The 26,304-nt window shown below is 71.3% G+C and carries 29 protein-coding genes; 17 read left to right on the forward strand and 12 right to left on the reverse strand.

What is annotated here, in order from left to right; all coding sequences use genetic code 11:
* The first annotated feature begins 21 nt into the window (after positions 1-21).
* From ACQUQF_RS07560 to ACQUQF_RS07570, 3 genes are all read left to right on the forward strand, one after another.
* A complete protein-coding gene (locus ACQUQF_RS07560; protein ID WP_435177333.1) occupies positions 22-396 on the forward strand; it encodes a helix-turn-helix domain-containing protein in 375 nt (124 codons plus the stop codon).
* Positions 397-532: 136 nt separating this feature from the next.
* Positions 533-1,810: a threonine synthase gene (gene thrC / locus ACQUQF_RS07565; RefSeq protein ID WP_435177335.1), complete on the forward strand. Its 1,278-nt coding sequence runs from the start codon at positions 533-535 to the stop codon at positions 1,808-1,810.
* A gap of 145 nt (positions 1,811-1,955) precedes the next feature.
* Positions 1,956-2,465 carry a hypothetical protein gene (locus tag ACQUQF_RS07570; protein ID WP_435177337.1) on the forward strand — a complete coding sequence of 170 codons (510 nt, stop codon included), beginning with the start codon at positions 1,956-1,958 and terminating at the stop codon, positions 2,463-2,465.
* A gap of 56 nt (positions 2,466-2,521) precedes the next feature.
* Here the strand turns inward: ACQUQF_RS07570 and ACQUQF_RS07575 are convergent, their stop codons facing one another.
* The 4 genes from ACQUQF_RS07575 to ACQUQF_RS07590 form a co-directional block, all read right to left on the reverse strand.
* Positions 2,522-3,751, reverse strand: coding sequence for an MFS transporter (locus ACQUQF_RS07575; RefSeq protein WP_435177339.1), 1,230 nt, complete (start codon positions 3,749-3,751; stop codon positions 2,522-2,524).
* Between the two features lie 69 nt (positions 3,752-3,820).
* Positions 3,821-4,051 (reverse strand): hypothetical protein, encoded by a 231-nt coding sequence (locus tag ACQUQF_RS07580; protein WP_435177341.1) that lies wholly within the window; start codon positions 4,049-4,051, stop codon positions 3,821-3,823.
* 7 nt (positions 4,052-4,058) lie between these two features.
* Positions 4,059-4,883, reverse strand: coding sequence for a M48 family metallopeptidase (locus ACQUQF_RS07585; protein WP_435177343.1), 825 nt, complete (start codon positions 4,881-4,883; stop codon positions 4,059-4,061).
* Between the two features lie 67 nt (positions 4,884-4,950).
* Complete coding sequence (locus ACQUQF_RS07590; RefSeq protein ID WP_435177345.1) at positions 4,951-5,775, reverse strand: succinylglutamate desuccinylase; 825 nt, start codon at positions 5,773-5,775, stop codon at positions 4,951-4,953.
* A 202-nt stretch (positions 5,776-5,977) separates the two neighbouring features.
* On the opposite strand from ACQUQF_RS07590, the gene ACQUQF_RS07595 reads away from it, so the two are divergent.
* The 3 genes from ACQUQF_RS07595 to glnA2 all read left to right on the forward strand — a co-directional run bounded on the left by ACQUQF_RS07595 (position 5,978) and on the right by glnA2 (position 9,537).
* Positions 5,978-6,730, forward strand: a complete 753-nt coding sequence (locus ACQUQF_RS07595; RefSeq protein ID WP_435177347.1) for an N-acyl homoserine lactonase family protein — start codon at positions 5,978-5,980, stop codon at positions 6,728-6,730.
* A gap of 100 nt (positions 6,731-6,830) precedes the next feature.
* Complete coding sequence (locus tag ACQUQF_RS07600; protein WP_435177349.1) at positions 6,831-8,048, forward strand: MFS transporter; 1,218 nt, start codon at positions 6,831-6,833, stop codon at positions 8,046-8,048.
* Positions 8,049-8,181: 133 nt separating this feature from the next.
* Positions 8,182-9,537: a gamma-glutamylputrescine synthetase gene (glnA2, locus tag ACQUQF_RS07605; RefSeq protein ID WP_435177351.1), complete on the forward strand. Its 1,356-nt coding sequence runs from the start codon at positions 8,182-8,184 to the stop codon at positions 9,535-9,537.
* 48 nt (positions 9,538-9,585) lie between these two features.
* Here glnA2 and serA read toward each other — a convergent pair whose 3' ends face one another.
* Positions 9,586-11,172: a phosphoglycerate dehydrogenase gene (gene serA, locus ACQUQF_RS07610; protein WP_435177353.1), complete on the reverse strand. Its 1,587-nt coding sequence runs from the start codon at positions 11,170-11,172 to the stop codon at positions 9,586-9,588.
* 152 nt (positions 11,173-11,324) lie between these two features.
* On the opposite strand from serA, the gene ACQUQF_RS07615 reads away from it, so the two are divergent.
* The 5 genes from ACQUQF_RS07615 (at position 11,325) to ACQUQF_RS07635 (ending at position 15,362) form a co-directional block, all read left to right on the forward strand.
* Positions 11,325-12,530 carry an anion permease gene (locus tag ACQUQF_RS07615; RefSeq protein ID WP_435177355.1) on the forward strand — a complete coding sequence of 402 codons (1,206 nt, stop codon included), beginning with the start codon at positions 11,325-11,327 and terminating at the stop codon, positions 12,528-12,530.
* A gap of 126 nt (positions 12,531-12,656) precedes the next feature.
* Entirely contained in the window at positions 12,657-13,046 is a 390-nt protein-coding gene (fer, locus tag ACQUQF_RS07620; RefSeq protein WP_435177357.1) for a ferredoxin Fer, read from the forward strand.
* Between the two features lie 236 nt (positions 13,047-13,282).
* A complete protein-coding gene (locus ACQUQF_RS07625; protein ID WP_435177359.1) occupies positions 13,283-13,900 on the forward strand; it encodes a class I SAM-dependent methyltransferase in 618 nt (205 codons plus the stop codon).
* 7 nt (positions 13,901-13,907) lie between these two features.
* Positions 13,908-14,135 carry a hypothetical protein gene (locus ACQUQF_RS07630; RefSeq protein ID WP_435177361.1) on the forward strand — a complete coding sequence of 76 codons (228 nt, stop codon included), beginning with the start codon at positions 13,908-13,910 and terminating at the stop codon, positions 14,133-14,135.
* 150 nt (positions 14,136-14,285) lie between these two features.
* On the forward strand, positions 14,286-15,362 hold the full coding sequence (locus tag ACQUQF_RS07635; protein ID WP_435177363.1) for a prepilin peptidase: 1,077 nt from the start codon (positions 14,286-14,288) through the stop codon (positions 15,360-15,362).
* Between the two features lie 31 nt (positions 15,363-15,393).
* On the opposite strand, the gene ACQUQF_RS07640 is transcribed toward ACQUQF_RS07635, so the two are convergent.
* The 3 genes from ACQUQF_RS07640 to ACQUQF_RS07650 are packed head-to-tail and all read right to left on the reverse strand — an operon-like array spanning position 15,394 to position 18,404.
* Complete coding sequence (locus ACQUQF_RS07640) at positions 15,394-16,311, reverse strand: ABC transporter permease (RefSeq protein ID WP_435177365.1); 918 nt, start codon at positions 16,309-16,311, stop codon at positions 15,394-15,396.
* A gap of 1 nt (position 16,312) precedes the next feature.
* Positions 16,313-17,248, reverse strand: a complete 936-nt coding sequence (locus ACQUQF_RS07645) for an ABC transporter permease (protein ID WP_435177367.1) — start codon at positions 17,246-17,248, stop codon at positions 16,313-16,315.
* A 1-nt stretch (position 17,249) separates the two neighbouring features.
* Positions 17,250-18,404, reverse strand: a complete 1,155-nt coding sequence (locus ACQUQF_RS07650; RefSeq protein WP_435177369.1) for an ABC transporter substrate-binding protein — start codon at positions 18,402-18,404, stop codon at positions 17,250-17,252.
* Positions 18,405-18,621: 217 nt separating this feature from the next.
* On the opposite strand from ACQUQF_RS07650, the gene ACQUQF_RS07655 reads away from it, so the two are divergent.
* Positions 18,622-19,767: an ABC transporter ATP-binding protein gene (locus ACQUQF_RS07655; RefSeq protein ID WP_435177371.1), complete on the forward strand. Its 1,146-nt coding sequence runs from the start codon at positions 18,622-18,624 to the stop codon at positions 19,765-19,767.
* Between the two features lie 63 nt (positions 19,768-19,830).
* On the forward strand, positions 19,831-21,975 hold the full coding sequence (locus ACQUQF_RS07660; RefSeq protein WP_435177373.1) for a S9 family peptidase: 2,145 nt from the start codon (positions 19,831-19,833) through the stop codon (positions 21,973-21,975).
* Between the two features lie 312 nt (positions 21,976-22,287).
* On the opposite strand, the gene ACQUQF_RS07665 is transcribed toward ACQUQF_RS07660, so the two are convergent.
* Complete coding sequence (locus tag ACQUQF_RS07665; RefSeq protein ID WP_435177375.1) at positions 22,288-22,503, reverse strand: DUF7569 family protein; 216 nt, start codon at positions 22,501-22,503, stop codon at positions 22,288-22,290.
* Positions 22,504-22,695: 192 nt separating this feature from the next.
* Between ACQUQF_RS07665 and ACQUQF_RS07670 the strand changes: the two genes are divergently transcribed.
* The gene (locus ACQUQF_RS07670; RefSeq protein ID WP_435177377.1) at positions 22,696-23,556 is read left to right on the forward strand and encodes a universal stress protein; all 861 of its coding nucleotides are present in this window, start codon (positions 22,696-22,698) and stop codon (positions 23,554-23,556) included.
* Positions 23,557-23,601: 45 nt separating this feature from the next.
* Positions 23,602-23,748, forward strand: coding sequence for a hypothetical protein (locus tag ACQUQF_RS07675; protein WP_435177379.1), 147 nt, complete (start codon positions 23,602-23,604; stop codon positions 23,746-23,748).
* On the opposite strand, the gene upp is transcribed toward ACQUQF_RS07675, so the two are convergent.
* The 3 genes from upp to ACQUQF_RS07690 form a co-directional block, all read right to left on the reverse strand.
* Entirely contained in the window at positions 23,749-24,426 is a 678-nt protein-coding gene (upp, locus tag ACQUQF_RS07680) for a uracil phosphoribosyltransferase (protein ID WP_435177381.1), read from the reverse strand.
* Between the two features lie 25 nt (positions 24,427-24,451).
* Positions 24,452-25,000: a hypothetical protein gene (locus ACQUQF_RS07685; protein WP_435177383.1), complete on the reverse strand. Its 549-nt coding sequence runs from the start codon at positions 24,998-25,000 to the stop codon at positions 24,452-24,454.
* A gap of 163 nt (positions 25,001-25,163) precedes the next feature.
* Positions 25,164-25,343 (reverse strand): hypothetical protein, encoded by a 180-nt coding sequence (locus ACQUQF_RS07690; RefSeq protein ID WP_435177385.1) that lies wholly within the window; start codon positions 25,341-25,343, stop codon positions 25,164-25,166.
* An 87-nt stretch (positions 25,344-25,430) separates the two neighbouring features.
* On the opposite strand from ACQUQF_RS07690, the gene ACQUQF_RS07695 reads away from it, so the two are divergent.
* Both ACQUQF_RS07695 and ACQUQF_RS07700 read left to right on the forward strand, forming a co-directional pair.
* Positions 25,431-25,763, forward strand: a complete 333-nt coding sequence (locus ACQUQF_RS07695) for a hypothetical protein (RefSeq protein WP_435177387.1) — start codon at positions 25,431-25,433, stop codon at positions 25,761-25,763.
* A gap of 51 nt (positions 25,764-25,814) precedes the next feature.
* A complete protein-coding gene (locus ACQUQF_RS07700; RefSeq protein WP_435177389.1) occupies positions 25,815-26,222 on the forward strand; it encodes an SRPBCC family protein in 408 nt (135 codons plus the stop codon).
* The last annotated feature ends 82 nt before the right edge of the window (positions 26,223-26,304 follow it).

The following is a 26,304-nucleotide window of genomic DNA, read 5'->3' on the forward strand; positions in this document are numbered from 1 at the left end:
CGACCCGTCGAACGCGACCCCATGTCACGCCCCGAGTCGTTCCGCGAGTTGATGCTCGTCGAGGATCCGGGGTTCGCCGACGTGATGCGGTGCGTCTTCGGCATCCGGGAGCACGAGACCGAGGCGTACCTGACGCTGCTCGACGCCCCGGACAGCACCGCCAAGGAACTGGCCGACGAGCTCGACCGCGACCGGAGCAACGTCAGTCGCTCGCTGTCGACGCTCCGGGAGAAGGGGCTTGTCGAGCGCCGCCGGAAGCTGCTGGACGGCGGCGGCCACGTCTACTGCTACGCCGCCGAGCCGCTGCCCGCGGTCCGCGAGCGCCTCCACGAGGAACTCGACGCGTGGACCGAGTTCGTCCACGGCCGCATCGACGACTTCGGCGGGCCGGAGTGAGCGTCGTTCGTCGGACCGGCGGTGGCCTGCGACGCCAGCGGTCCGGAGCCGGCTGAGCGACTGCACGGCGGCCCGCCGCAGACAAATCTGCCACCGACCAACCCCTTTTTCCCCCTCCATCGCCTTCCAACGCCCGATGACCGAACTGACGCTCTCTACCGCCGCGGACGCCGAATCGCCGCCCGACTCGGCCGACGACGGCGTCTGGCTGGCCTGCATCGAGTGCGACTGGACCGGCGCGCCCTTCGAGGAGGTCCGGTACCGGTGTCCCGACTGCGACGGCCTGCTGGAGGTCCGGTACGCCGACCTCCCGACGCTGGCGGACTTCGCCGAGTCCGACGAGCGGGGCGTCTGGCGGTACGCCGACGCGCTCCCGTTCGACGCGGGCGTGAGCATCGAGGAGGGCGACACGCCGCTCTACGAGGTGCCGACCATCGAGGACGAGGTCGGGGTCGCCGACCTCCGGGTCAAGCACGAGGGGATGAACCCGACCGGGAGCTTCAAGGACCGCGGGATGACCGTCGGCGTCCGGGTCGCCCAGGAGCTCGGTGTTGGGCGGCTCGCCTGCGCCTCGACGGGCAACACCAGTGCGGCGCTGGCCTGCTACGGCGCGCGGGCCGGCACCGAGGTGCTGGTCCTGCTGCCCGCGGGCAAGGTCGCCGCGGGGAAGGTCGCGCAGGCCAGCCTCCACGGCGCGCGCATCCTGGAGGTCGACGGCAACTTCGACGCGTGCCTGGACATCGTCTCGGACCTGGCCGACCGCGGGGAGGCCTACCTGCTCAACTCGCTCAACCCCTTCCGGCTGGAGGGCCAGAAGACCATCGGCCTGGAGATGCTGGAGCAGTTCCGCGACCAGACCGGCGACCTGCCCGACCGCATCGTCCTCCCGGTCGGCAACGCGGGCAACACCGCCGCGCTCTACAAGGCGTTCCGCGAACTGGTCGCGGCCGGGTCGCTCGCCCCCGAGGAGGTGCCGGCGCTGACCGGCGTCCAGGCCGAGGGCGCCGCCCCGATGGTCGAGGCCGTCGAGGAGGGCAACGACAAGATCCGGCGCTGGGACGACGTCGAGACCCGCGCGACCGCCATCCGCATCGGCAACCCGGTCAACGCGCCGAAGGCGCTGCCCGGCATCCGGGAGACCGGCGGCACCGCGGTCGCGGTGTCGGACGAGGAGATCACCGACGCCCAGCGCGCGCTGGCCCGGGACGGCGTCGGCGTCGAGCCCGCGAGCGCGGCCTCCGTCGCCGGCCTCCGCAAGCTCCGCGAGTCGGGCGAGATCGACGCCGACGAGCAGGTCGTGTGCCTGACGACCGGCCACCTGCTGAAGGACCCCGACACCGCCGCGGCCGCCGGCGCCGACCCGGAGCCGGTGCCGGCCGACACCGACGGCGTGCTCGAACACCTCGCGGAGTAGCGTCGACTCGGGCGACTCCGCCCCGCTCGACCCGCGGCGCGACGCCGGCGGGTCATCTCCAGTCGAAACGGCGTCGTTCGCCCGTCTGACGCGTCACGCTCGCGTCTGACGCGGCTTTTTGGCTCCGGCCGCCGTGTCTCGTTGCGTGAGTACCGACACCCCCCAGCGCGCTCACGACCCCGACGCCGACCCCGGTACCGACGCCGACAGCCGGTCGCGCGACGAGGACGAGGGCGTCCCGCCTTCTGACGACGTCGACCCCGACGACGACCTCGTGGTGGCGGTCTACCCCCGGCGAGTCCACGAGCAGGTGCGTGACGAGCTCGGCGGCCGGCGCGAGCGCCCCTGCCGGGAGTACGAGGCCGAGTACGCCGACCTGCTGGCCGAGCGCGCCCGGCTGGTCGAGGAAGTGGCCGCGCTCGAACGCCAGCTGGACCGGGCGGAGTCCCGCCTCGACGCGGTGGTCGAGCAGTACGAGCGGATCCTGGCGGCTCGCGACGACTCCGGCCCCGAGCGACTCGCCGGCACGGCCGGCGACGCCGCCGCGGACCGCGACGCAGCCGAGGACCCCGACGACGAGCCGACCGGCCGGCGCCGGGAAGTCGACCGGCGGAAGGCCGACTTGGCTGTTCGCCTGCGGAACTGGCTGCGGTAGCCGACCGAGGCGGCCTCGCGGGGCCCGCGAGCCCCGGCGCGCCGGGCGTCGAGGGCTCACCGACTCCGGGCCAGTCCCACGACGACCGCCGCGCCGACCAGCAGGCAGCCCAGCAGGCCGGCGAACGCCGCCTCGTAGGAGGCCCGGCCCGCGACGAACCCGACGTAGCTCGGCCCGAGGCTCCCCAGCCCGATGTAGACGGTGCGGGTCGCGCCGAGGTCCCCGCCCATGCTCCCGTCCGGGAACGTGTCCATCAGCAGCGCCTGCATCACCGGCGGGTACGCCATCAGCCCGGCCGCGAAGGCGACCACCGCGAGGCCGACCGCGACGGTGCCGGAGGCCGCCAGCAGCCCCGCGAGCGCGCCGGCCGCGACCGCCAGCGCCCCCGCCGCGACGGCGGCCCGGGGGAACCGGTCGCCAAGCGACCCCGCGAGGGGCTTGACGACCGCGCCGACCAGGAACAGCGCCGCGAACCCGCCGCTGGCCAGGTCGGCCGGGAACCCCTTGGCCACCCGGAGGAAGGTGGGGAGGAAGCCGGCGGCGCTCTGCCAGGTGAACGCGTACAGCGCGTAGGCCAGCAGGTACCACCGCAACCGGGGGTTGGCCCAGAGCCGGGCCGCGGTCGTCCTCGCGTCCGCGACGCCGGCGGCGACCGCCTCGCGGTCGGTCCGGGGCCGGTCGTACGCCTCGCGGGCCCAGACGTGCAGCGCCAGCGCGGTGCCGGCCAGCACCGCCACGACCGGGGCGAAGGCGGTCCGCCAGCCCGCGACCGCCAGCACCGCGACCGCGAGGCCGGCCGCGGCCGCGCCGCCGACGTCGCCCGAGGCGGTGTGGAGGCCGAACGCCTGGCCCCGGCGCTCGACGAACAGGTCCGAGACCAGCGCCCGCGCCGGGGTCGGGTAGAGCCCCGCGCCCGCCCCGACCACGGCGGCCCCGGCGAGATAGAACAGGTAGGTCGGGGCCGACGCCAGGGCGGCGAACCCGACCACGACCAGCGAGAGGCCCGCGACCAGCAGGCTCTTGCGGGTCAGGCGGTCCGAGAGCCGGCCGCTGGGGTACTGGCCGAGCGCGTACAGCCCCCACAGCAGCGTGAACGCCAGCCCGGCCTGGAACTCGGTGATGGCGAGGTCGGCCATCACGCTGGGCAGCAGCGGCGAGAGCACGAGCCGGCCGGTCTGGATGGCGGTCCAGCCGAGCGAGACGGTCAGCAGGAGCCGGCCGGTGTAGCCGGTCAGCAGTCGCTCGCGGACCTCGTCGTCGGTCTCCTCGGCGCGGCCGTGCGACACTGTCGGAGCAAGAACGGGGAGCTATTTGAACGCGGTTCTTCCGGCAGGGGAGACGGGGTGTCGGACCGGTCAGAGCGCCGTCGCCCCGAAGTAGAGCCCGGCGGCGACCAGCGCGACGCCGACGACTCGAACCGCCCGCCGCCAGCGGTCGGACGTCGGGGAGTCCTCGCCGTACTCGCCGCCGCGGCCGGTCGGTCGCCGCCCCGCGGCGTGGATCTGGACCACCGCCTCCGGGTACGCGAGGGCGAACAGTCCGAGGCCGACGCCGAGGACGGCCGCCAGTGCGGTGCGGAGCTCCATGGGACCGTCAGCTCCGCAGGCGCTCGATGCGCTTCTCGACCGGCGGGTGGCTGGCGAACAGGCGGGCGAGACCGGTGCCGTCGCCGAAGATGCAGAGCGCGCTGACCTCCGAGTCGATCTCCGAGTCGCCGGCGCGCTCGCTGCCGCGACTGATTTTCTCGAGGGCGCTGGCCAGCGGTTCGCCGCCGCCGACGAGATCGGCGGCGTCGCGGTCGGCGACGTACTCCCGGTAGCGCGAGATGGCGAACACGAACACCATCACGAGCAGCTGGGTGAGCTGGCCGACGACCATGGCGAGGAAGAAGTCCGCGAGGTCGTTGTCGCCGGTCAGCAGGACCGCCCACTGGGCGACGATGGCGACGATGGAGGCGACGCCCTGCCCGAGCACCATCATCACCACGTCGCGGTTCCGGATGTGGGCGAGCTCGTGAGCGAGGACGCCCTCGAGCTCGTCGGCGTCGAGCAACCGGAGGAGCTCCTCCGACACGACCACGGTCCCGGCGCCCTTCCGCCCGACCGCGAAGGCGTTGGGCACGCCCATCCGGGCGACCATCAGCCGCGGCTTGTCGATGTCCATGTCGTCGCTGAGTCGTTCGACGCGCCGGTGCACGTCGGCGAAGCGCTCCTCGGGCATCTCCTCCGCGCCGACGCTCCGAAGCGCGGCCCACTTGCCGATCTTGTACTGGACGCCGACGAAGGCGAGGCTCCCGAGCGCGACGAGCCACAGCGGGAAGCCGAACGCGCCCATCGCGACGACCGCCGCGACGGCGTAGAACGCGAACAGCACCGACCCGACGACCGCCATTCGTGCCTTGAGGCCGAGGTGTCTCATGGGCGAGTGGTATCTACCGGCGGCAGTAAAAGGCGGCGGTCGCGCCGAGCGAGCGCGTCGCCCGGAGCTACGCCGACCCGTCGGCCTCCGCGGCCGCGACGTCGCCGATCTCGCCGACGTAGTCGGCCTCGTAGCCCAGCAGCGTGGAGTGGCCGGTCGCCGACAGCAGGACGGGCCAGAACTCCCGGTCGGCCGCGAGCTCGCGGTCGCCGTCGGTCGTCGCGGCGTACACCTCGCCCGGGGCGACCCGCTCGAAGTTCTCGGCGTACACCTCGTAGTCGGCGCCGGGGTCCTTCCGGACGACCTCCCTGACCCGGTAGCAGTCGGTCGGCGTCGGGTCGGGCGCGCCCGGCAGGACGTCCAGCAGCCGGAGGTACGCCACCAGGCAGTCGTAGGCGTTCTCTGCCGCCTGCGCCGAGCCCTGGTAGCCCGCCTCGACGTTGACGAAGTCGGGCAGGTTGACGCTGCGGCCCTCGACGACGCCCGTGAAGTCGGCGGCGTGGGCCACCGGCATCGCCCGCATGATCTCGGCCTTCCGGGGCGTGAGGTCGGCCAGCGTCCCGAACGCCTCGTCGGTCGAGACCGTCGAGTGGAACCCCAGCGTCGTGCAGCCGTCGATCTCGGCCAGGAGGTCGTGGGCCAGCCGCTCCTCGTGGACCTCGCTGTCGGGGTCGCCCGGGAACACCCGATTCAGGTCGGCCTCGACGTAGCGCTCGCCCGCCGCCAGGGCTCGCTCGTTGGCGACGATCAGCTTCACCGGTCGCTCGACCGCGTCGGCGAGGTCCGATTCGAGGAACCGCTCGATGGCGCGGACGCCGCAGGGTTCGTCGCCGTGGATGGCGCCCGCGACCGCTACCTCCGGCGTGCCGTCGCCCAGCGTCTCGACCCGCATTGTCGGCCGATACCCGTTCGACCGGAAAAACCGTGTCGGCCCCGGTGACCCTTGCGGCGACGGGCCGTCCTTGCGGCGACTCTCGCCACGGTGGGCGACCCTCGCCACACGGGCAGGCCTCGCCGCGGCGGACGGCTCCCGCGACCGCGGGTGACCCCCGCGACGCCGGAGCTTTATCCGTCCGCGCCGCCCACGCCGAGCCATGACACCGACGGTGACCCCGCTGTGCTGCGGCTCGCTGACGATGGACAAGAGCGTGCTCGTCGCCGGCGAGACCGGCGTCGAGATCGTCGCGCCCTCGCTCGCGTTCCTCGTCGAGGCCGAGCGGACGGTGCTGGTCGACACCAGCTTCGGCGACGTCGACCTGATGGACGACCTCCATCCGGGCTTCGACTGCCGGCGCGACGACGGCCAGACCGTGGAGGCGGCGCTCGCGGCCGAGGGGTACGGACCGGGCGACGTGGACGCGGTCGTGCTCACGCACCTCGACTGGGACCACTGCTACAACCTCGACGCCTTCGTCGACGGGGGCGCGACCGTCTACGTCCAGCGCCGGGAGCTGGAGTACGCCATCGCGCCCTATCCGATGCACGCGGCCCGGTACGAGGCCAAGTCGCTCGGCCGCGAGCCCCCGTGGCTGACCGTCGATCTGACGCCGGTCGAGGGCGAGACCGACATCTGCGAGCGCGTCACGGCGTTCCCGACGCCGGGCCACACGGTCGGCCACCAATCGGTCGCGGTCGACACCGACGAGGGGACGACCGTGGTCGCGATGGACGCGATTCCGACGTACGAGAACCTGGAGGGCGGCGACGACGCCACCTTCCGCCGCGGGGGCGCCGTCGACGACTTCGACTGGTGGGCGAGCGCGAAGAAGGTGGCCGAGCGCGCCGACGAGGTCCTGCCCGGCCACGAGTGGGCGCTGGTCGACGCGGGGCCCGAGTCGACAGGGTGAGCGGTCGGGCGAGCGACCGGCGTCGTACCCGACCGCCGACCCCCAGCACGGCTCGGCGGGCGAACAGGCTTTTGTCCGCCACCTCGTAACTACCGGCCGGATGACAGAGCCGGGAGCCGGGACCCGTCGCGCGTACGGACTCGTCGTCGCCGGGGCGTTCGGATACACGTGCCTCACGTTCGTCTGGTTCTCGCTGCCGGCCTACCTCTCGACCGTCAGCGCGGAGCTCGGGCTGACCGGCACCCAGGCCGGGGTGCTGGTCGGCGCGGTCCCGCTGACCTACGTCCCGCTCGCGCTGGCGTCGGGGGTCGTCGTCGACCGCGCGGGGCCGGGCCGGAGCCTCGCGGCCGGCGCCCTGGTGTTCGGCCTGGCCCAGATCGCCCGGAGCGCCGCGCCGGGGTTCCCGTCGCTGCTCGCGGCCACGCTGCTGGTCGGCGTCGGCGCGACCGCGGTCACGTTCGGCCTCCCGAAGCTGGTCTCGGTCCTGTTCCCGCCCGAGCGCACGGGGACGCCGTCCTCGATCTACCTCATCGGTTCGTCGGTCGGGTCGGCCGGCGTGTTCGGCGTCGGGCGGCCGGTGCTCGGCCCGATGCTGGGCGGCTGGCGCCCCCTCTTCTTCTGGAGCGGCGTCGTCGCGGTCGGCTACGCCGCGGTCTGGTTCGCCGTCGCGCGCCGGGCCGGCGTCGACGACCGGTCCGCCGAGGACGAGGGGTCGTTCTCGCTCGGCTCGGTGCGGCGCGACCTCCGGCTGATTCTGGCCCACCGGGAGCTCCAGCTCGTCGTGGTCGTCGGGACGATGTACCTGCTCGTCAACCACGGCGTCCAGGGCTGGCTCCCGACCGTGCTGGAGGCCCGGGGGCTCTCGGCCGGCCTCGCGGGCCGGATCGCGAGCGGCTTCGTCGCGGCGTTCGCGCTCGGCGTCGCGGCCGTCCCGGCGGTCGCGGACCGGTACGCCGCCCGGCGGACCGCCGTGGTCGCGTGCGGGCTGGTCGCGTTCGCCGGCGGCGTCGGGCTGACGGTCGGCGGGGTCGGGCCGCTCCTGTACGCGGGCGTCGTCGCCACGGGGGTCGGCGTCGGCGGGCTCTCGCCGCTGGTCCGGGCGATTCCCCCGGACCTGGAGGGGGTCGGCGCGGAGCTCACCGGGACGGCCGTGGGGTTCGTCTTCGCGGTCGGCGAGGTCGGGGGGTTCCTCGGCCCGGTGCTGGTCGGGTCGCTCCGCGGGCTCACGGGGTCGTACGCGCCCGGGCTGGCCCTGCTCGCCGGCGCGGGGCTCGTCGTCGCGGGCGCCGGGGGAGCGCTGCGACGGCTGGACGGGTGACCGCTGCGGCGGGCGGACCGGTGACCGCGAGGCCGGCGTCAGTCGACGTCGGAGCACCCCACATCACAGCTATCGGACGATGTTGCCACCATGACGTGTCGATAAGGGCGCGCTGTGCGTTTACGCGGACGACATGACGACGACCGACGAGGCGCTCCGAACGGCAGACGCCGAGGACGTGGAGCTCGTCCGCATCGCGTTCGTCAACAACAGCGGGGTGCCCCGGGGCCGGGTGGTCGACCGCGACGGCCTTGAGGGCGCCTTCGAGAGCGGCGTGAACGTCACGCAGGCGATGCAGTCGTTCAACGCGCTCGACCGGCTGGCGGCCGACGGCTCGTACGGGCCGGTCGGCGAGGTCCGCGTGGTGCCCGACCCCGAGACGTTCACCCCGCTGCCGTACGACGAGGGCGCGGCGTTCGCGCTGGCGGACCTCCGGACCCTCGACGGCGAGCCGTGGGCGGCCGGCCCGCGCGCCCAGTTGCGGCGGTACCTCGGCGAGGTGGCCGACCGCGGGTTCGAGCCCGCGGCGGCGTTCGAGAGCGAGTTCTACTACCTCCGGGAGACCGAGGCGGGCGACCTCGAACCCTACGACGAGACGACCTGCTTCTCGACCGCCGGGATGCGCAGCGCCCACGACGTGATCTCGGACACGGTGGACGCGCTCAAGGCTCAGGGGATGGGCCTGGCGGCGTACTACCCCGAGTACGGCCCCGGCCAGCAGGAGCTGGTCGTCGACCACGACACCGGCGTCGCGGCCGCGGACAACTACGTCCTGTTCAAGGAGACGGTCGAGGCGGTCGCGGACGACCACGGGCTGACGACCAGCTTCCGGCCCAAGCCCTTCCCGCAGCTGCCCGGCTCGGGCTGTCACGTCCACTTCTCGCTGTGGCGCGACGGCGAGAACGCCTTCCACGACCCCGACGCCGAGGGCCACTACCCGCTGAGCGAGACCGGCCGCCACTTCGTCGGGGGCCTGCTGGAGCACGCCCCGGCGCTGGTCGCGCTGACCGCGCCGACGGTCGAGTCCTACGACCGGCTGGCGCCCGGCATGTGGTCGTCGGCGTTCGCCTGCTGGGGCCGGGACAACCGCGAGGCCGCGGTCCGGGTCCCGTCGGTCGACTCCCGGAACCCCGCGGCGACCACCCGCATCGAGTTCAAGCCCGCCGACAACACCGTGAATCCGTATCTGGTCCAGCTCGGCCTGCTCGCGGCCGGACTCGACGGCGTGGACCGCCAGCTCGACCCCGGCGAGCCGCTCGACCGCGAACCCGCCGACCTGAGCGACGAGGAGCGCGAGTCCCGGGGCGTCGAGCGACTGCCCGCCACCCTGAAGGAGGCGGTGGACGCGCTCGCCGGGGATGACGTCCTCCGCGAGGCGATGGGCGACGCGCTGTTCGAGTCCTACGTCGAGGTCAAGCGCAGCGAGTGGGCGCAGTCGACCGACGACGAGGGCGAGTGGGAGTCGGAGTACCTCGCGCGCGGGTTCTGAGAAGGGAGATCGAACCGCGAGAATCAGCCCACTGACGGGGTCAACTGCCTACTCGGCGCCGTTCAGCTCGATGTACTGCGCGCCGATGATGCGGTCGTCGGCCTCCAGCGCCTCCTTGGCCTCGTCCGGGGGCGACTCGTCGAGCGTGTAGACGGTCAGCGCCTCGCCGCCGATGGCCTCGCGGGCGTTGAACATCCCCGCGATGTTGACCTCGTGCTCGCCCAGCACGGTCCCGATGAACCCGATGACGCCCGGCTCGTCCTTGTTCCGGGCCACCAGCATGTGGCCGTGCGGGATGGCGTCGACCCGGTAGTCGTCCACGCGGACGATGCGGGGGTCGTCGCCGGCGAACAGGGTGCCCTCGACGCTGACCGACTCGTCGCCGCCCGAGACGGTCACGCGGACGAGGCTCTGGAAGTCCTCGGTCTGGCGGGTCTTGCTCTCGGTCACCTCGACGCCGCGGTCCTCGGCGATCTGCGGGGCGTTGACCGCGTTGACCTGCCACTCCAGGGGCTGGAACACGCCCTTCTGGGCGCTGGCGGTCACGAGCTCGACGTCCTCCTCGGCGATGTCGCCCTCGTAGTGGACCTCGATGGCGTCGATGCGCTGGTCGAGCAGCTGGGTCGCGATCTTGCCCGCGGTCTCCGCGAGGCCGATGTACGGCTCGACCCGGGGGAACGCGCTCTCGTCGATGGACGGGGCGTTGAGCGCGTTGACGACCGGCTCCTCGTTGAACGCCGCGACGACCTGGTCGGCGGTGCTGGTCGCGACGTTCTCCTGGGCGGCCTCGGTGCTGGCGCCGAGGTGGGGCGTCACGACGACGTCGTCGACGTCGAGCAGCGGGTTGTCGGGCGAGACGGGCTCGTCGGCGAACACGTCGACCGCGGCGCCGGCGAGCACGCCGTCGTCGACCGCCTCGGCGAGCGCGTCCTCGTCGACGACGCCGCCGCGGGCGCAGTTGACGAGGTAGCCGCCCTCCATCTGGGCGAGCTCCTCGTCGGAGATGAGGCCCTCGGTCTCGGGGGTCAGCGGCGTGTGGACCGTCAGGAAGTCCGCGCGGTCGAGACACTCGTCGAGGTCGACGAGCTCGGCGCCGAGCTGCTCGGCGCGGTCCTCGCTGATGTAGGGGTCGTACGCGACCAGGTCCATCCCGAGCGAGTCGAGCTTCTTGGCGACCTCCTGGCCGACCCGGCCGAGCCCGACCACGCCGAGGGTCTTGGCGTTGACCTCGGTGCCGAGGTAGTCGCCCTTCGCCCACTCGCCGCCCTTGAGCCGGGCGTGGGCCTGGGGGATCGAGCGCGCCGCGGCGAACGCCATCGCCACGGTGTGCTCGGCGGCGGCCCGGACGTTGCCCTCCGGGGCGTTGGCGACGATGACGCCGTGCTCGGTCGCGGCGTCGATGTCGATGTTGTCGACGCCGATGCCGGCCCGCCCGACGATGACGAGGTCCGGGGCGGCCTCGAACACCGCCTCGTTCACGTCGGTCCCGGAGCGAACGATGAGCCCGTTGGCGTCCGAGACGGCAGACAGCAGCGCGTCCCCCTCCACGTCGTAGGCAGTTTCGACTTCGTGACCCGCCTCACGGAGTCGGGCTAGACCTGCGTCGGCGATGGGGTCCGTTACGAGGACCTTCATAGGTACGGACACTCGTGCCGCCGGGATAACCCTTTCTTCGTCTGTGTCTTTTGCCGGGCCGCGTTCGGCCCCCGCCGACGAGCGAGCGGAAGCGACACCGGCCGAGTAAGCGAACCGATACGATTTAACCGCCGTCGTGTGTTCGTACAGGTGTGATCAGCGTACTCCTACTCGTCGGTCTCGCCGTCGCCGTCTTCGTCGGGTTCAACATCGGCGGCTCATCGACGGGCGTCGCCTTCGGTCCGGCGGTCGGCAGCGGCGTGGTCTCGAAACTGGGCGCGGCAGCGCTGATGGCAGCCTTCGCGCTGCTGGGCGGCTGGACGGTCGGCCGGAACGTCGTCGAGACGATGGGCGGCGACATCGTCCCGTCGACGCTGTTCACCCTCCCGGCGAGCGTCGGGGTGCTGTTCTTCGTCGGGCTGGCGCTGCTGGTGTCGAACCTGTTCGGCGTGCCCGCCTCGACCTCGATGACCGCCGTGGGCGCCATCGCGGGCCTGGGCGTCGCGGCCGGGGACATCGCCTGGGGCGTGATGGGCCAGATCGTCTCGTGGTGGCTGGTCGCGCCCATCGTCGCGTTCTGGGTCTGCGCGGTCATCGGGCGGTACCTCTACCCCTACCTCGACGTCTGGTTCCGGATCGACCAGTCGGAGGGGCCGCTGTTCGAGTACGGCCGGGTGGCGTCGGTCCCCGTTCCCGTTCCGGCGGCGAACACGAACCGCCGGGAGCTGGTCAGCAGCATCCTCGTCGTCGTCATCGGCTGTTACATGGCGTTCTCGGCGGGCGCGAGCAACGTGGCCAACGCGGTCGCCCCGCTGGTCGGCAGCGGGGCCATCGGCATCAACCAGGGCATCCTGCTCGCGGCCGGCGCCATCGCGCTCGGGGCGTTCACCATCGCCCGGCGCACCCTCGACACCGTCGGCAACGACCTCACCGACCTCCCGCTGCTGGCCGCGCTCATCGTGGAGGTGGTGTCGGCGTCGCTCATCACCTTCCTGTCGTACCTCGGCATCCCGGCCAGCCTCGCGGTCAGCGCGACGATGTGCATCATCGGGCTGGGCTGGGGCCGGGCGACCCGGGCGGTCAGGGTCCGGGACGCCGCGGCCGCCGCGGTCCGCGGCGAGGGCGAGGAGGCCGACGAGACCGCCGAGGGCGAGTCGAAGATGTCGGTCGACGCGCTCACCGCCGAACCCGACGACGAGGTCCAGCGGATCGGCGAGGAGGACCCCGCGGACCTCCAGACCAAGGACCTGTTCGACCCGGCCTCGACCGGGCGGGTCATCATGCTCTGGATCCTCACGCCGACCATCTCGGCGGTGGCGTCGTACCTGCTGTTCGAGTTCTTCCCGCTGTATCGGTAGGCCGCGTCGGGGTCGTCCCCCGTTCCGGCGACCGGCCGCCGGGTTCTTCCCGATTTATCAGTAGCGTCGGCGCGTCTCGGCGTGAAACAATAACTACTAACCATGTCGCGGTCGAATCGCCGGCTGATGCCAACCGTAGAATACCTCAACTACGAAGTGCTGGACGACCAGGGCTGGGACATGGACGACGACGACCTCTTCGAGAAGGCCGAGGACGCCGGTCTGGGCGAGGAGGACTACGGCACGCTCGACGTCGCCGAGGGCGAGTACATCCTCGAGGCCGCCGAGGCCCAGGGCTACGACTGGCCGTTCTCGTGCCGCGCCGGCGCCTGCGCGAACTGCGCCGCCATCGTCAAGGAGGGCGACATCGACATGGACATGCAGCAGATCCTCAGCGACGAGGAGGTCGAGGAGAAGAACGTCCGCCTGACCTGCATCGGCAGCCCGGCCGCCGACGAGGTCAGGATCGTCTACAACGCCAAGCACCTCGACTACCTCCAGAACCGCGTCATCTGAGCGTCGGCGCGCAGCGCGCACGACACAACCGCAACCCGCCGCCCGCCGCGAGCGCGGCGGTTGCACCCGAGGCGGTCATTTTTTGTCGACCCGACCTGCCGATCCCGGGGCGCGCCCGGTAGCTTCGGCTCCCGGTCCCGAGCGACGACGCTCGGCCCGACCTCGCGACGGCCCGGTCGGGGTCGACGCGCCCCCGACTCCGCGGCCTCTTTACGCTCGGGCACGTGGCGTCGCGTATGGACCCCGAGGACAACCACCGGTACTGGGCGAACCGCTCGGAGGCGTTCTCGCCCGGCTACTACGCCGACATCGGCCCCAACGAGGTCACCGAGACCCTCGCGGCCGTCTTCGACCACTACGTGGACCGCGACGCCACGATTCTGGAAGTCGGCTGCAGTTCGGGCCGGCACCTCGCGGCCCTGCTGGACGAGGGGTACCGGAACCTCACCGGCGTCGACATCAACGACGACTCGTTCGACGTGATGGCCGACCACTACCCCCGGCTCGCCGAGACCGGGACGTTCCACACCGGCGCTATCGAGGACCTGGTCCCCGAGTTCGACGACAACCAGTTCGACGTCGTCTACTCGGTCGAGACGCTCCAGCACGTCCACCCCGACAACGACTGGGTGTTCGAGGAGCTGATCCGGGTCACCGACGACCTGCTGATCACCGCCGAGAACGAGGGCAACAGCCCCGTCCGCGGCCGGGAGGGCGCCGAGGTGAGCTACGTCCACGACGACTTCCCGCTCTACCACCGCGACTGGAAGGACGTGTTCTCCGAGCTCGGACTCGCACAGCTCATCAGCGAACCCGGCGAGCGCGACACGGTCCGGGTGTTCCGGGTGCTCTGACGTGACGATGCGAGACACCTTCCGCGTCTGGAACCTCGACGCCGTCGAGCGCGAGGTCGTCCTCCGCAGCTCCGACGACCGGTACGTCGCCGTGCCCCTGCCCGAGGGCCGGGCCGACCTGTTCGAGCGACTGGCCGACGACGGCGGCACCGTCGACGCGACGCTGGTCGAGACCGACGAGGGGAGCACGTCGTGGCGGGTCGACGCGATTCACGCCGTCGACGAAGGGACCTGATCGGGAGCCGCGTTCTGCCCGTTCCCCGCCGAGAACGTCCGCTTTGCCCCGAACCGACCCGTCGCCCGCCGCGATTCGTTTCCGCGGAATCTTCCTCGTACATTTATATAGGAGGCCGGAACAACCCTCGCTCACGGAGCACTACTCGCCGTGGCCCCACTCGACGCCTCGATACCCGACCTGCTGCGCCTGCTCGTCGTCCCGGTCTTCGGCTGGGCCGCGTGGCGCGACGTGAAGACCCGCCGGATCCCGAACCGGACGTGGTACCCCCTCGCCGCGCTCGCGGTGGTCCTGCTGGCCTGGGAGGGCTGGCAGGCGTGGACCGGCACGCCCTACGAGACCCGGGCGTTCGCCGTGCGCGCCGCCGTCAGCCTCGGGTTCGTCGCGCCCCTCGTGGTCGCGTTCTGGTGGTTCCGGGCGTTCGGCGGCGCCGACGCGAAGGCGTTCCTCGTGGTCGCGGCGCTGTTCCCGACGTACCCGACCTACGAAGTGCTCGGGTGGGCGCTGCCCCACCAGCAGACCGCCGTCGGCGTGTTCTCGCTGACGATACTCACGAACACGGTGCTGCTCGGCGCGTGCTACCCGCTGGCGGTGCTCGCGCGCAACGCGGCCGCCGGGCGGTTCTCGCCGGTGATGTTCGTCGGCAAGCCCGTGCCGTGGGACGCGGTCCCCGCGGAGCACGGCCGCCTGCTGGAGACGCCCGACGGGACGACCCGCAACGGCGTCGACCTCGACGCGGTCCGGATGTACCTCCGGTGGCGGGGCCTGACGCTCGCCGACCTCCGCGAGGACGCCGACCGCCTCCGGGACCCCGCGACGCTGCCCGCGGCGCCGAACCCGCCGGGCGACGGCGCGGTCGGCGTCGAGGAGGTCCGCGCCGACCGCGGCGAGCGCGAGTCCGCCGAGCGCGGCTCTCGTCGGACGCGGTCCGACGGCGGCGAACTCGAAGCGTCGGCGGAGGAAGCTGCAGTCGATGGAGAGCCGAACGTCGACTCGTCCGACGCCGACCCCTGGGGCGCGGCGGCGTTTCTCGACGACATCGACCACGGCGCCTACGGCACGACGCCCGAGGGGCTGCGCGACGGCCTGGACGTGCTCGTCGCGGCGGACGAGGTGTGGGTCTCGCCCGGCATCCCGTTCGTGGTCCCGCTGTTCGTCGGGACCGTCGTCGCGCTGACCTACGGCGACCTGCTGTTCGGCGCGATGGCGCTGCTTGGCCTGGCGTGACGGAGGAAGAGAAGGAGGGATCCGGGACCGACTACTCCCCCTCGCCCTCGGTCCCCGCCACCATCCCCGTCACGTTGCCGACGTTCATGGCGACCGCGAGCACGACGGCGATGACGAAGACGATGAACGACGAGATGGCGTTCATCTTCGGGGCGGTGCCGTACTTGATCATCGAGAACATCGAGGTCGTCAGCACGTCCATCGTCCCGCGGACGAAGAACGCCCGGATGAAGTCCTCGAACGAGCGGATCCAGGCGAACAGGAAGCCCGCGCCGATGGCCGGCGCCACGATGGGCAGCGTGATGTCCCGGAACACCGTCAGCGGGTCCGCGCCGAGGTCCCGGGCCGCCTCCTCGAGCGACTCGTCGAACGTGTAGAGCCGCGAGGTGACCAGCAGCAGCACGAACGGGAACCCGTACACGCTGTGGGTGAGCACGACCGTCCAGAACCCCGGCACGATGACGATGCCGAACAGCTGGGGCAGCAGCGTCCGGAAGTAGATGAGCAGCGCGATGCCCAGCACCACGCCCGGGATCACCATCGGGAGGATGCCGAAGGTTCGGTACGCCTCCTTGAGCGGGAACGCGTACCGGGCGAGCGCGAAGCTGGCGAGCACCCCCAGCACCGTCGCGATCGACGCCGCGAGCGTGGCGATCTGGACGCTGTTCCAGAGCGACCGCATCAGCGCGGCGTCGGCGAACGTCGCGCCGTAGTGGGCCAGCGTGAACCCGCGGAACGGGAAGAACGTGCTGGCGTTGACCGCGAACGAGAGGACGATCATCACCGCGAGCGGGATCCAGAGGAACACCAGCAGCGCGCCCGCGACGACGTACAGCCCCCGGCCGAGTAGCCACTCCTTGCGCTCGTGGTCGAGGAGTCGGGTCCCGGCCCCGGTCTCGGCGCCGGCGGGGCGGTCGGTCTCGGTGCCGGCGTCGGTCTCGGTCGCCATCTCAGACACCTCCCAGGTCCTCGATGCTGACGTACCGGAACGCCAGCGCGAACGCCACGACGATGCTCAGGACGATGAACATGGAGGCGGCGCTGCCGTAGCCGATGGCGTACAGCGAGTTGATGCGGCTCTCGATGAGTTGCCCGATCATCAGCACCTTCCCCTGGCCGAGGAACCGCGGCGTGATGAACGCCCCGAGCGCCGGCACGAACACGAACAGGCTCCCGCTGATGATGCCCGGCAGTACGAGCGGGAGGATGACGTCCTTCAGCGTCTCGACCCGGCTCGCCCCGAGGTCGCGGGCCGCCTCGGTGAGCGAGAAGTCGAGGCCGTCGAGGCTGGCGTACAGCGACAGCAGCATGTACGGGAAGTACGCGTGGGTCAGCCCGATGATGATCGCCGGCACCCCGTAGTTGAACAGCCCCAGCGGGCTGTCGACGATGCCGATTCTGACCAGGGTGCTGTTGATGACGCCGCTCGGGCCGAACATGAGGTACCACGAGTAGGCCCGCACCAGGTACATGGTGAAGAACGGCAGCAGCACCAGGAAGATCACCACCTTGAACGTGGTGCCGCCCCGCCGGGCCAGCAGGTACGCGAGCGGGAACGCCAGCACCAGACACAGCACCGTCGTCACCCCCGCGATGAAGTACGACAGCGCGAGCGACTGGAAGAACGCCGTCTGCCAGAACGGCCCCTGCCCGGCGAACAGCTGCTGGTAGTTGTCGAGCGTCGGCTTCCAGATGATCTCGTACGTGAACGTGTCGACGTTGGTGAAGCTCACTGCCACCATGAACGTCAGCGGCGTCAGCAGCAGGAGGAACAGCCAGATCAGCGCCGGTCCGGCCGTTATCCCCAGCTTGCTCGCCCGCGAGGTGAAGGCGCCGACCGCCCGCTCGCGCGCGGACCGTCCGCGCTCGGAGGTTTCGGTGGACACGCTACGCGACCTTCACTTCCTCCCAGGCCTGTATCCACGCCCGCTCGTTCTCGACCGCCTTGAACGGGATGAAGTTCGCGATCTTGGCCGGGTCGATCGCGCCGTAGAGCTGGTTCTGGCGCTCGGTCAGGTACTGCTGGGTCGCCGGGTTGACGCTGGGCGAGTAGCCGACCTTCGCGAGCGTCGCGCCCAGCTTCGGCGAGATGTACTGGTTGACGACCTCCCACGCCTTCTGCTTGTTCTTCGAGGCCTTCGAGACGACGGCCGACTCGAACCACGCCAGCGACCCCTCCTTGGGCACGGCCATCTTCGGCCAGTCGTCGCCGTTGACCCACATCTCGACGATCTCGTTGCGGCCCGACTGGCCGACCAGGAAGTTGCCCTGGCGGAACGACTTGATGTAGGTCGGGTCGGCCGCGATGTACCCCTGGAGCAGCGGCTTCTGGTCCATCAGCTTCTGCTTGACCTTGTCGATCTGCTCCTGGGAGAGCGTGACCCGCGGGCCCTGGAAGGCGTCGGTCATCCCCATCGAGAGCGCCGTCGCGCTCATCGCCTTGAAGTGGTTGTCGTACATGACGATCTTCCCCTTCAGGTCCGTCCCCTGGAAGCTCTCGCTGAACAGGATGTCGTAGGTCGGCTCGTGGTCCGGGATCTTCCGGGAGTCGTAGGAGTAGCCGTACCAGCCGAACCGGATGGGCACGCCGTAGAGGTCGCCCGCCTTGGTGAACTGGTTCTGCTGGAACTGCTGGAACTTGTCGTAGATGTTCTGCTGGTTCGTGACCACCCCGTCCGGCACCGGCGCCAGCAGGTCCGCGTTCATCATCTTCGGCACGTAGTTGTTGTTCGGGATGGCGATGTCGTACTGCCGGTACTGGCCCGCGTTCCAGCTGGAGAACATCTTGGCCGACGACGTCGACTTGGTGATCTGGATGTCGACGCCGACCTGCTCCTGAATGGGTTTCAGCAGCTTCGGGTCGCCGTACTCCTCCCACGTCAGCACGTTGAGCGTCGGCCGCTGGGCCGACGCGGTGCCGACGACCGAGGCTCCGGCCAGCCCGGTCGCGCCGACCGCGCCGAGGAACCGGCGTCTCGACTGCGTCAGGTCGGTCGTGGCGTCCGCTCCGTCCGCTTCACGTTGGCGTTTCTCGTGTGTCATTAGGTCTCCCCACCCACGAAACAGTGGCTTCCGGCAGCGTAATAAAAATTGGTCGATATTACGGGGAGCTTGTCGACTAAATTCGACGCTGTCCGGGTACTTTCTTCGGTTCCGGAACTTATCCGGCGTTCTCACCGACGGACGCGGAGTTAATCTATATCGTGCGAGACGCTCACAATCGACCACCGTTTTGTGTCCGGGCGGGGTATCGGACCGCATGGCGGTAGAGGGGGAACAAGGGACGACGGCGCGGGGTGAGGCACTGATCGAACTCCACGACGTGCGCAAGGAGTTCGGCGACGTGACCGCGGTCGACGGCATCGACTTCCGGATCGAGCGCGGCGAGTTCTTCTCGCTGGTCGGGCCGTCGGGGTGCGGGAAGACCACGACGCTCCGGATGATCAGCGGGTTCGAGACCCCGACCGACGGCGACGTCGTCATCGACGGCCGGGACATGCGCGGGGTGCCGCCGGACGCCCGGGACACCAACCTCGTGTTCCAGCACCTCTCGCTGTTCCCCCACATGACCGTGGGCGAGAACGTCGCCTACGGCCTGAAGAAGCGCGGGCTCGACGCCGACGAGGTGTCGGCGGGCGAGTCCGAGGCCGAGGTCCGCCGCCGCAAGGTCGAGACCTACCTTGAGCTGGTGGACCTCGGCGGCTACGAGGACCGGGACCCGACCGAGCTGTCGGGCGGCCAGCAGCAGCGGGTGGCGCTGGCGCGGGCGCTGGTCAACGAGCCCAGCGTCCTGCTGCTCGACGAGCCGCTGTCGAGCCTCGACCGGAAGCTCCGCAAGCAGATGCAGGTGGAGCTGCGCCGGATCCACGAGCAGACCCAGGGCGCGTTCTTCTACGTGACCCACGACCAGGAGGTCGCGATGACCCTCTCGGACCGCCTCGCGGTCATGAACGAGGGGCAGCTCGAACAGGTCGGCACGCCGGAGGAGATCTACCGCGAGCCCGCGACCCCGTTCGTGGCGGACTTCATCGGCGACACCAACCTGCTCGACGGGCGGGCGGTCCGCGAGGACGGCCGGACCGTCGTGGCGGTCGGCGGTCGGGACGGCATCCGGTTCGCGCCGGACGAGCAGGTCGCGGAGGGCGACGTGACCGTCTCGCTCAGGCCCGAGGACGTCTCGCTGGTCGAGGACGGAGCCGCGTCGGAGCGGGCGACCGACGGCGGCGCGACGTTCGAGGGCGAGGTCGCCGAGCGGTACTTCCAGGGCGACCAGACCAACTACGTCGTCGACGTCGGCGACGGCCTGGAGCTGTCGGTCGTGATGCAGGGCCGGAGCGAGCGAGTCGAGCGCGGCGACCGGGCGGCGTTCCGGTTCGACGACGGGGCGCCCGTGGTGTTCGACTGAGGCCCGACCGTATCGAGGTTACGAATCGAAATGCTATTGCCGACCGGTTCGTAGACCGACGGTATGGAGACGGTTCGCGCCAGGGACTACCGCGACATCGCGCAGGTCGAGGAGCCCCGGGTCTCGCCCGACGGCGAGCGGGTGGCGTTCGTCCGGAAGGTGCCGAAGGACGACGAGGAGTACGAGGCGACGGTCCACGTCGTCCCGGTGGGCGGCGACGAGCCCCGGCAGTTCACCGTGAGCGAGGGCGTCGACAGCCAGCCGCGGTGGAGCCCGAGCGGCGACCGCCTGGCGTTCGTCAGCACCCGCGGCGCCGACGACGACCGGCCCCAGCTGTGGGTGATGCCGACAGACGGCGGCGAGGCCCGGCGGGTGACCGACGTGGTCGGCGGCGTCTCGTCCATCGCGTGGTCGCCCGACGGGAGTCGGATCGCGTTCGTCCAGCAGGCCACCGCCGAGGACCGCGAGGAGGGCCGGGACCTCGGCCTCGACGGCGAGGAGTACGAGCCCGAGGCGCCCGACCCCCGGGTCGTCGACCGGCTGGTCTACCGGGCGGGCGAGCGGTACTTCGACGGGCGGCGCTCGCACGTCTACGTCGCGGATCTCGCGGAGGACGACGAGATCACCAGGCTCACCGAGGGCGACTACGACCACCTCGAACCCGAGTGGGCCGACGAGTCGACGCTGTACTACGGGGCGCGCCGGACCGGCGACCCCGACGACAACATCGTCATCGACGTCGCGGAGTACGACCTCGACGCGGGCGAGGAGACCGGGACGGTCGTCCAGACCACCGGGTGGACGCCGATGCTCGCGGCCACCGGAGACGGCCGACTCGCCTACGCCTACACCCCCGAGGAGAACGCGACGCTCCGCCAGACCGAGATCAGGGTGCTCGACCGCGAGACCGGCGAGGAGACGACGCCGACCGAGGCGCTCGACCGGACCGTCTCGGTGGACATGACGGTCCAGTGGGGGCCGAAGGAGGAGCGCGTCTACTTCCTGACGCCCGACGAGGGCGAGGTCGCGGTCTGGCGCGCGCCGGGCGACGCGAGCGCCGACCCCGAGCGCGTGGTCGCCGACGGCGCGGTCGAGGACGCAACCGTCGGCCCGGACAAGCTTGCGTTCGTCCGGTCGGAGTGGGACCACCCCGGCGACGTGTTCGTCTCGACGCTCGGCGGCGCCGAGACCCGCCGGCTCACCCGGGTCAACCGCCACTACCTCGACGACCGCGCGGTCGCCCAGCCAGAGGAGATCCGGTTCGAGAACGATTCGGGCGACGAGATCCAGGGCTGGGTGCTGACGCCGCCGGACTTTGAGTCCAGTGAGACGTACCCCCTCGCGGTCGAGATCCACGGCGGCCCCCACGCGATGTGGTCGACCAGCGGGACGATGTGGCACGAGTTCCAGCTGCTCGCCGCGCGGGGCTACGTCGTCTTCTGGTCGAACCCGCGGGGGTCGACCGGCTACGGCGAGGAGTTCATGGCGGCGCTCGGCGGCGGCCAGTGGGGCCCGGTCGCCTACGAGGACATCATGGCCGGCGTCGACGAGGTGGCGGGCCGCGAGTACGTCGACGAGGACAACCTGTTCGTCACGGGCGGGAGCTACGGCGGCTACATGACGACCTGGATCGTCGGCCACACCGACCGGTTCGCGGGCGCGGTCAGCCAGCGGGGCGTCTACGAGCTCAACAGCTTCTACGGGTCGACGGACGCGTTCAAGCTGATCGAGTGGGACTTCGACACCACGCCGTCGGAGGACCCCGCGTTCCTCTGGGAGCAGTCGCCGGCGGCCTACGCCGACCGGGTCGACACCCCGACGCTGTTGATCCACGCCGACGACGACTACCGCGTCCCGGTGAACAACGGCGAGATGCTCTACCTGCTCTACAAGAAGAACGGCGTCGAGACCCGGCTGGTGCGGTACCCCCGCGAGGGCCACGAGCTCTCCCGGAGCGGCGAGCCCGGCCACGTGGTCGACCGGCTCGAGCGCATCGTCCGGTGGTTCGACGGCTACTCCGACCACCACGACGTCCCGAAGGCGCTGGAGCGGGGCGACGAGGGGCTGTCGGCGAGCGAGGAGGACGGGGACGGGAGCGGCGACGGGGGCGAGAGCAGGGACGAAAGCGGGGACGAGAGCGAAGGAAGCGAGAGCAGAGACGAGAGCGGAGAAGACGAGAGCGAGGACGAGGCGGCGGGCGGCGAGTAGAAGGGGGACTCGACCGGTTCCGACCGAACCGAGTCCTCGACAGTCCTCTTTCAGTTCAGTAGTCCTTGTTTGGCCACCATTCGCACACGAGGGTCGGTTTCGCGACCCCGGAGCGAACGAGAAATCCCGCTGCCGTCTCGCGGTTCTACACCCGAAACGAGGGGGTTCGACGACCGTCGACATCGGGCGACGCGAACCTCTCCGGAGGGGTCCGTCCCGCTACGGGGTGGGTTTCGTCAGGAGCGATGCGCCGGCGAACGCTCCGCCGTCCGGCGGTTCTCCAGTCGAGACGGAGGGGTCGGCCGACGGTGATCAGTCGACGATGATGTCCGCGTCGGCGTCGCCCACGGCCGGGTGGTCGTCGGGCTGCATCTCGGACTCGTAGCGGTCGATCCAGTCGGCGAAGCACTCGGGGCAGAGCCGCTGGCTGTCGATCTGCGAGCGGTCGACGGTCAGCCGGACCGTGCGGGCCAGCGCGTCCGACACGGGGTCGCCGCAGTCGTTGCAGGGGTCCTCGTCGTCGGCCATGGTTCGGGGTGTGTCGGGCGGGCATATAGGTCTTGGCGATGGCGGACGCTGCGGGCCGGCGGCGCCGCCGACCCCCTGCGACGGGCGGTCGAGGAGCATCGAGGCCCGCGCTCCACCCGAAACGGACGGGCGAGTGATCGGGCGGTGCGAGCGACGCGAACGCTTTTGCCGGCGGACGGTGTGCTTCCGTCGATGGACGGGGAGGGGAGCGACGAGTACCGGATAGCCGTGGCGGTCGGCAACCCCGACCACGCCGAGCAGCTGGTCCGGACCGCGGTCGACGTGGCCCGCGACCGGGGCGGGGAGGTGTTCGTGGTCGGCGTCGTCGTCACGCCCCGGGAGTCGCCGTTCGCGATGTTCACCGACGACGTGATCGCCCGGGAGTTCGGCGGCGAGCGCCGGGCCGTGCTCGACCGGGCGGTGGAGGTCGCCTCCGGGACGGGCGTCCCGGTCGCCGGGAAGCTCTACGTCGCCTCGTCGGTGGCGAGGGGCGTGCTCGCGGCGATCGACGAGCGGGACTGCGACGCGCTGCTCGTGGGCTGGCAGGCCCGGCGCCGGGAGAACGCGGTCCTGGGTGCGAACGTCGACCGGGTGGTGCGCCGGGCCGACTGCGACGTGCTGGTCGAGAAGATCGGCGCGCTCGCCGGCGCGGTCGAGGCGGTGCTGCTGCCGGTCGCCGAGAGCCCGCACGCCGAGCTGGCGGCGTCGGTGGCGCGGGCCATCGCGGTCGCCAACGGCGCCCGGGTCGACCTCCTGCGGGTGATCAGCGGCGTCGGCGAGGAGCCGGCGGCCCGCGACCTGCTCGCCGGGGCGGCCGAGTCGCTGGCCGGCGTCGAGGTCGGGACCGAGATCCGCGAGGGCGACGTCGCCGAGGAGATCGTCGCGGCCTCGCGGTCCCGGGACGTGACCGTCATCGGAGCGACCCGGACCGGCGCGCTCCGGCGGCGGGTCGTGGGGTCGACGCCCCAGGCGGTCGGGCGGCGCACAGAGGGGACCGTGATCATGGCGCAGAAGGGCGGCGGGTCGCTGGTGTCGCGGCTGCTGCGGTTGTGAGCGTGGAGAACGCTTACGTGAATCGGGACAGAGGATTTCACGTAGATGGGCAGGATAGTCGAGAGTGACGATAACGGCGGGGCAGAGGACGAGAATCTGGCCACCTTCCTCGTCGAAATGAGGTCGACAGACGAGGTATCTGTCGACCCCGTGGAGGTCGTCCGCGGACTCCGAGAATCGGACCGACCGTAATCACTTCGTCCGGAACGCCCGGTCGCCGGCGTCGCCGAGGCCGGGCACGATGAACCCCTCGTCGTTGAGGTGGTCGTCGATGGCGACCGTCAGCAGGTCGGCCTCGTCGAACTCGTCGCCGACCCGGAGCAGGCCCTCGGGCGCGCTGACCGCCGAGAGCACGAACAGGTCCTCGGGGTTGGGCTGCTCGTCGAGCACCTCCTCGAGCACCGCGCACATCGTCGAGCCGGTGGCGAGCATCGGGTCGGCGACGATGACGGTGTCCTGCTCGCGGATCTCGGGGAGCTTCACGTAGTCGATGGTGATGGGGAAGGTGCCGTCCTCGTCGCGGCCGGCCTCCTCGTCGCGGCCCGCGCTGATGACGCCCTGCTTGGCCCGGGGGAACGCCTTCAGCAGCCCCTCGACGAACGGGGTCGCGGCCCGGAGCACGTTGATGATGACCACGTCGTCGAGCCCCTTGACGCGCTCGCCGGTGGTCTCGGTCAGCGGCGTCCGGATCTGGACGTACTCGGTCTCCATCGCGCCGTCGATGATCTCGTAGCCGCAGATGCGGCCGAGCTTGACCAGGCCCTTCCGGAAGCCGACCTGCTCGGTCTCGACGTCCCGGATCTTCGAGAGGGTGTCCTGGGCCAGGGCGTGGGTGAGGAGCTTGGCGTCCCCGCGGTCTTCGATGGTCATGTTCGAACCCCTGGGGCGCGGGGGCTTATCTCTTGATATGCCCGGCGAGACCGCGAGTGAGTCCCACGGGCCACCGCGCCAGCTTGACGCCGAGGAAGCCGCCGACCAGCAGCCAGTGGGGCGCGTCGGCGACGACGTGGCCCAGGAAGTCGACGGTCGGGTCGACCTTGTCCCAGTGGACCTCGTAGCGGTCGGCGAACTCCTTGACGTGGATGCCCTTCCCGTCGGGGAGCGGCCGGCGGTAGTCGGCCCGCTGGCCCCGGGGGTCGCCGGTGTGGCAGACGAACCCCGCGCCGGTCGGGTGGGGGACGGCGTCCTTGTCGACCCGGAGGTCGGCGTGGTGGCGCCGGCGGAGCACCCGGGCGACGACGCCGTCCCAGACCGAGAGGTCGGTCCGGCACGACGGGCACCGGTCGGGCGCGGTCGCGTAGTCGACGTCGGCCTCGCAGGCCGGGCACGGTTCGGTCCACTCCCACGACACGCGGCGCTCGCAGGCGCCGCAGCCGCGCTGGAGGTGGGCGAGCGGGGCGTCGCAGTGGGGACAGTTCGCGATGCTGTCCGGCGATTTCGCCATACCCTCCGCTTCCAAGCCGTCGTTATAAACTTTCGGCAGACGGGCGTCGGCCGCGGGGTCGAGCCCCGGTCGTTGGGGAGGTCCGACGAGTCGGACGACCGCTCGCCGCGAGTCGGGCGCCGGCGCTCGTGCGTCGGTCGCCGTCGGACCGCACGTGCGGTCGCTACCGAGTGACGAGATGCGTCACGACCACGAGGAGTCCGGCGAGGACCGCGACGTTTCGCCACGTGAACGCGACCATGTCGATGAACGACAGGCCCCAGACCACGGCGGTCGCGAACGCCGTCGACAGCACGAGGTTCATCACGAGCAGCACCCGCGGGTCGCCCTTCGAGTTCGCCATCGTGCGGGTGTCTCGGCCCGATCGACTTATCTCTTGTCCGATACGAGCCAGCAGAGCGAAAGGGACGCGGACCGTACCCCTACGTCCATGCGCCCGGAGAACAGCCGCGGGATCCCGGTCGACCCGGTTCCGTTTATCGTGGTGGCGGCGATGGGGTTCCTGTTCTGCTACAGCTACGGCCCCATCTACCTGATGGAGTTCGGCGCGGAGCTGGGGGGCGCGCTCGGCTACACGACGATGGTGTTCCTCGCGTTCGCCTGGTACGCCTACTACCGGCTCGTCTGGACCGCCCGGCCGGACCTCCGCGTCGAGGTGCCCGCGCACCTCCGGCTCCGGCGGCTCGTGCTCGGCGCACTCGTCGCCGCCGGGGTGCTCGCGCTCCTGTCGCTTCCGCTGCTCGGTCCGCACCTCCCGAGGTAGCGGGGGCCGGCCGACCGTAACCCTTTCTTGCCGTCGTGCGTAGGGCCGACGATGCGCGAAGTCGAAGTCTCGGCGTTCGTGCCCGCGTCGCCCGCGGTGGTGAAGCGCGCGCTCACGCCCGAGACCGTGGTCGATTACGAGGGGAGCTTCCAGGTACGGCAGGTGGACTCGACCGACGACGGCTGGACCGTGACCGCGGGGGCCAGGGGGCTGACGATGCGGCTCGACTTCGAGGAGCGGGAGGACGGCCTGTACTACCGCCAGCGCGGCGAGGAGGGGCCCTTCGACGCGATGGAGACCGAGGTCGCGGTCGACGCCGCCGACGAGGGGAGCAGGGTGACGATGCGGTCGACGGTGAGCCTGGGACTGCCCGTTCCGGCGCTCTCGGACCGCGTCGCCGCGTGGAAGCGCCGCGGGGAGCTCCGCCGGGCGCTCGACGCGCTCGCGGAGGACGTGTGAGGACGGCCGAAGTACGAGGAGGGCGGAGTCCCGGGTCGTCGAGGAGCCTCGGGACGGCGGAGCGCGGTTCCCCACGTCCGGC

Source organism: Halorussus sp. AFM4, assembly GCF_051194995.1.
Lineage (GTDB): Archaea > Halobacteriota > Halobacteria > Halobacteriales > Haladaptataceae > Halorussus.

Excerpts from the sequence above, each read along its gene's own strand:
- ACQUQF_RS07560 (WP_435177333.1), top strand. The coding sequence starts at position 22 with ATGTCACGCCCCGAGTCGTTCCGCGAGTTGATGCTCGTCGAGGATCCG.
- thrC (WP_435177335.1), top strand. The coding sequence starts at position 533 with ATGACCGAACTGACGCTCTCTACCGCCGCGGACGCCGAATCGCCGCCC.
- ACQUQF_RS07580 (WP_435177341.1), bottom strand. The coding sequence starts at position 4,051 with ATGGAGCTCCGCACCGCACTGGCGGCCGTCCTCGGCGTCGGCCTCGGA.
- ACQUQF_RS07585 (WP_435177343.1), bottom strand. The coding sequence starts at position 4,883 with ATGAGACACCTCGGCCTCAAGGCACGAATGGCGGTCGTCGGGTCGGTG.
- ACQUQF_RS07590 (WP_435177345.1), bottom strand. The coding sequence starts at position 5,775 with ATGCGGGTCGAGACGCTGGGCGACGGCACGCCGGAGGTAGCGGTCGCG.
- ACQUQF_RS07595 (WP_435177347.1), top strand. The coding sequence starts at position 5,978 with ATGACACCGACGGTGACCCCGCTGTGCTGCGGCTCGCTGACGATGGAC.
- ACQUQF_RS07600 (WP_435177349.1), top strand. The coding sequence starts at position 6,831 with ATGACAGAGCCGGGAGCCGGGACCCGTCGCGCGTACGGACTCGTCGTC.
- glnA2 (WP_435177351.1), top strand. The coding sequence starts at position 8,182 with ATGACGACGACCGACGAGGCGCTCCGAACGGCAGACGCCGAGGACGTG.
- serA (WP_435177353.1), bottom strand. The coding sequence starts at position 11,172 with ATGAAGGTCCTCGTAACGGACCCCATCGCCGACGCAGGTCTAGCCCGA.
- fer (WP_435177357.1), top strand. The coding sequence starts at position 12,657 with ATGCCAACCGTAGAATACCTCAACTACGAAGTGCTGGACGACCAGGGC.
- ACQUQF_RS07625 (WP_435177359.1), top strand. The coding sequence starts at position 13,283 with ATGGACCCCGAGGACAACCACCGGTACTGGGCGAACCGCTCGGAGGCG.
- ACQUQF_RS07630 (WP_435177361.1), top strand. The coding sequence starts at position 13,908 with ATGCGAGACACCTTCCGCGTCTGGAACCTCGACGCCGTCGAGCGCGAG.
- ACQUQF_RS07640 (WP_435177365.1), bottom strand. The coding sequence starts at position 16,311 with ATGGCGACCGAGACCGACGCCGGCACCGAGACCGACCGCCCCGCCGGC.
- ACQUQF_RS07650 (WP_435177369.1), bottom strand. The coding sequence starts at position 18,404 with ATGACACACGAGAAACGCCAACGTGAAGCGGACGGAGCGGACGCCACG.
- ACQUQF_RS07655 (WP_435177371.1), top strand. The coding sequence starts at position 18,622 with ATGGCGGTAGAGGGGGAACAAGGGACGACGGCGCGGGGTGAGGCACTG.
- ACQUQF_RS07660 (WP_435177373.1), top strand. The coding sequence starts at position 19,831 with ATGGAGACGGTTCGCGCCAGGGACTACCGCGACATCGCGCAGGTCGAG.
- ACQUQF_RS07665 (WP_435177375.1), bottom strand. The coding sequence starts at position 22,503 with ATGGCCGACGACGAGGACCCCTGCAACGACTGCGGCGACCCCGTGTCG.
- ACQUQF_RS07670 (WP_435177377.1), top strand. The coding sequence starts at position 22,696 with ATGGACGGGGAGGGGAGCGACGAGTACCGGATAGCCGTGGCGGTCGGC.
- ACQUQF_RS07675 (WP_435177379.1), top strand. The coding sequence starts at position 23,602 with ATGGGCAGGATAGTCGAGAGTGACGATAACGGCGGGGCAGAGGACGAG.
- upp (WP_435177381.1), bottom strand. The coding sequence starts at position 24,426 with ATGACCATCGAAGACCGCGGGGACGCCAAGCTCCTCACCCACGCCCTG.
- ACQUQF_RS07685 (WP_435177383.1), bottom strand. The coding sequence starts at position 25,000 with ATGGCGAAATCGCCGGACAGCATCGCGAACTGTCCCCACTGCGACGCC.
- ACQUQF_RS07690 (WP_435177385.1), bottom strand. The coding sequence starts at position 25,343 with ATGGCGAACTCGAAGGGCGACCCGCGGGTGCTGCTCGTGATGAACCTC.
- ACQUQF_RS07695 (WP_435177387.1), top strand. The coding sequence starts at position 25,431 with ATGCGCCCGGAGAACAGCCGCGGGATCCCGGTCGACCCGGTTCCGTTT.
- ACQUQF_RS07700 (WP_435177389.1), top strand. The coding sequence starts at position 25,815 with ATGCGCGAAGTCGAAGTCTCGGCGTTCGTGCCCGCGTCGCCCGCGGTG.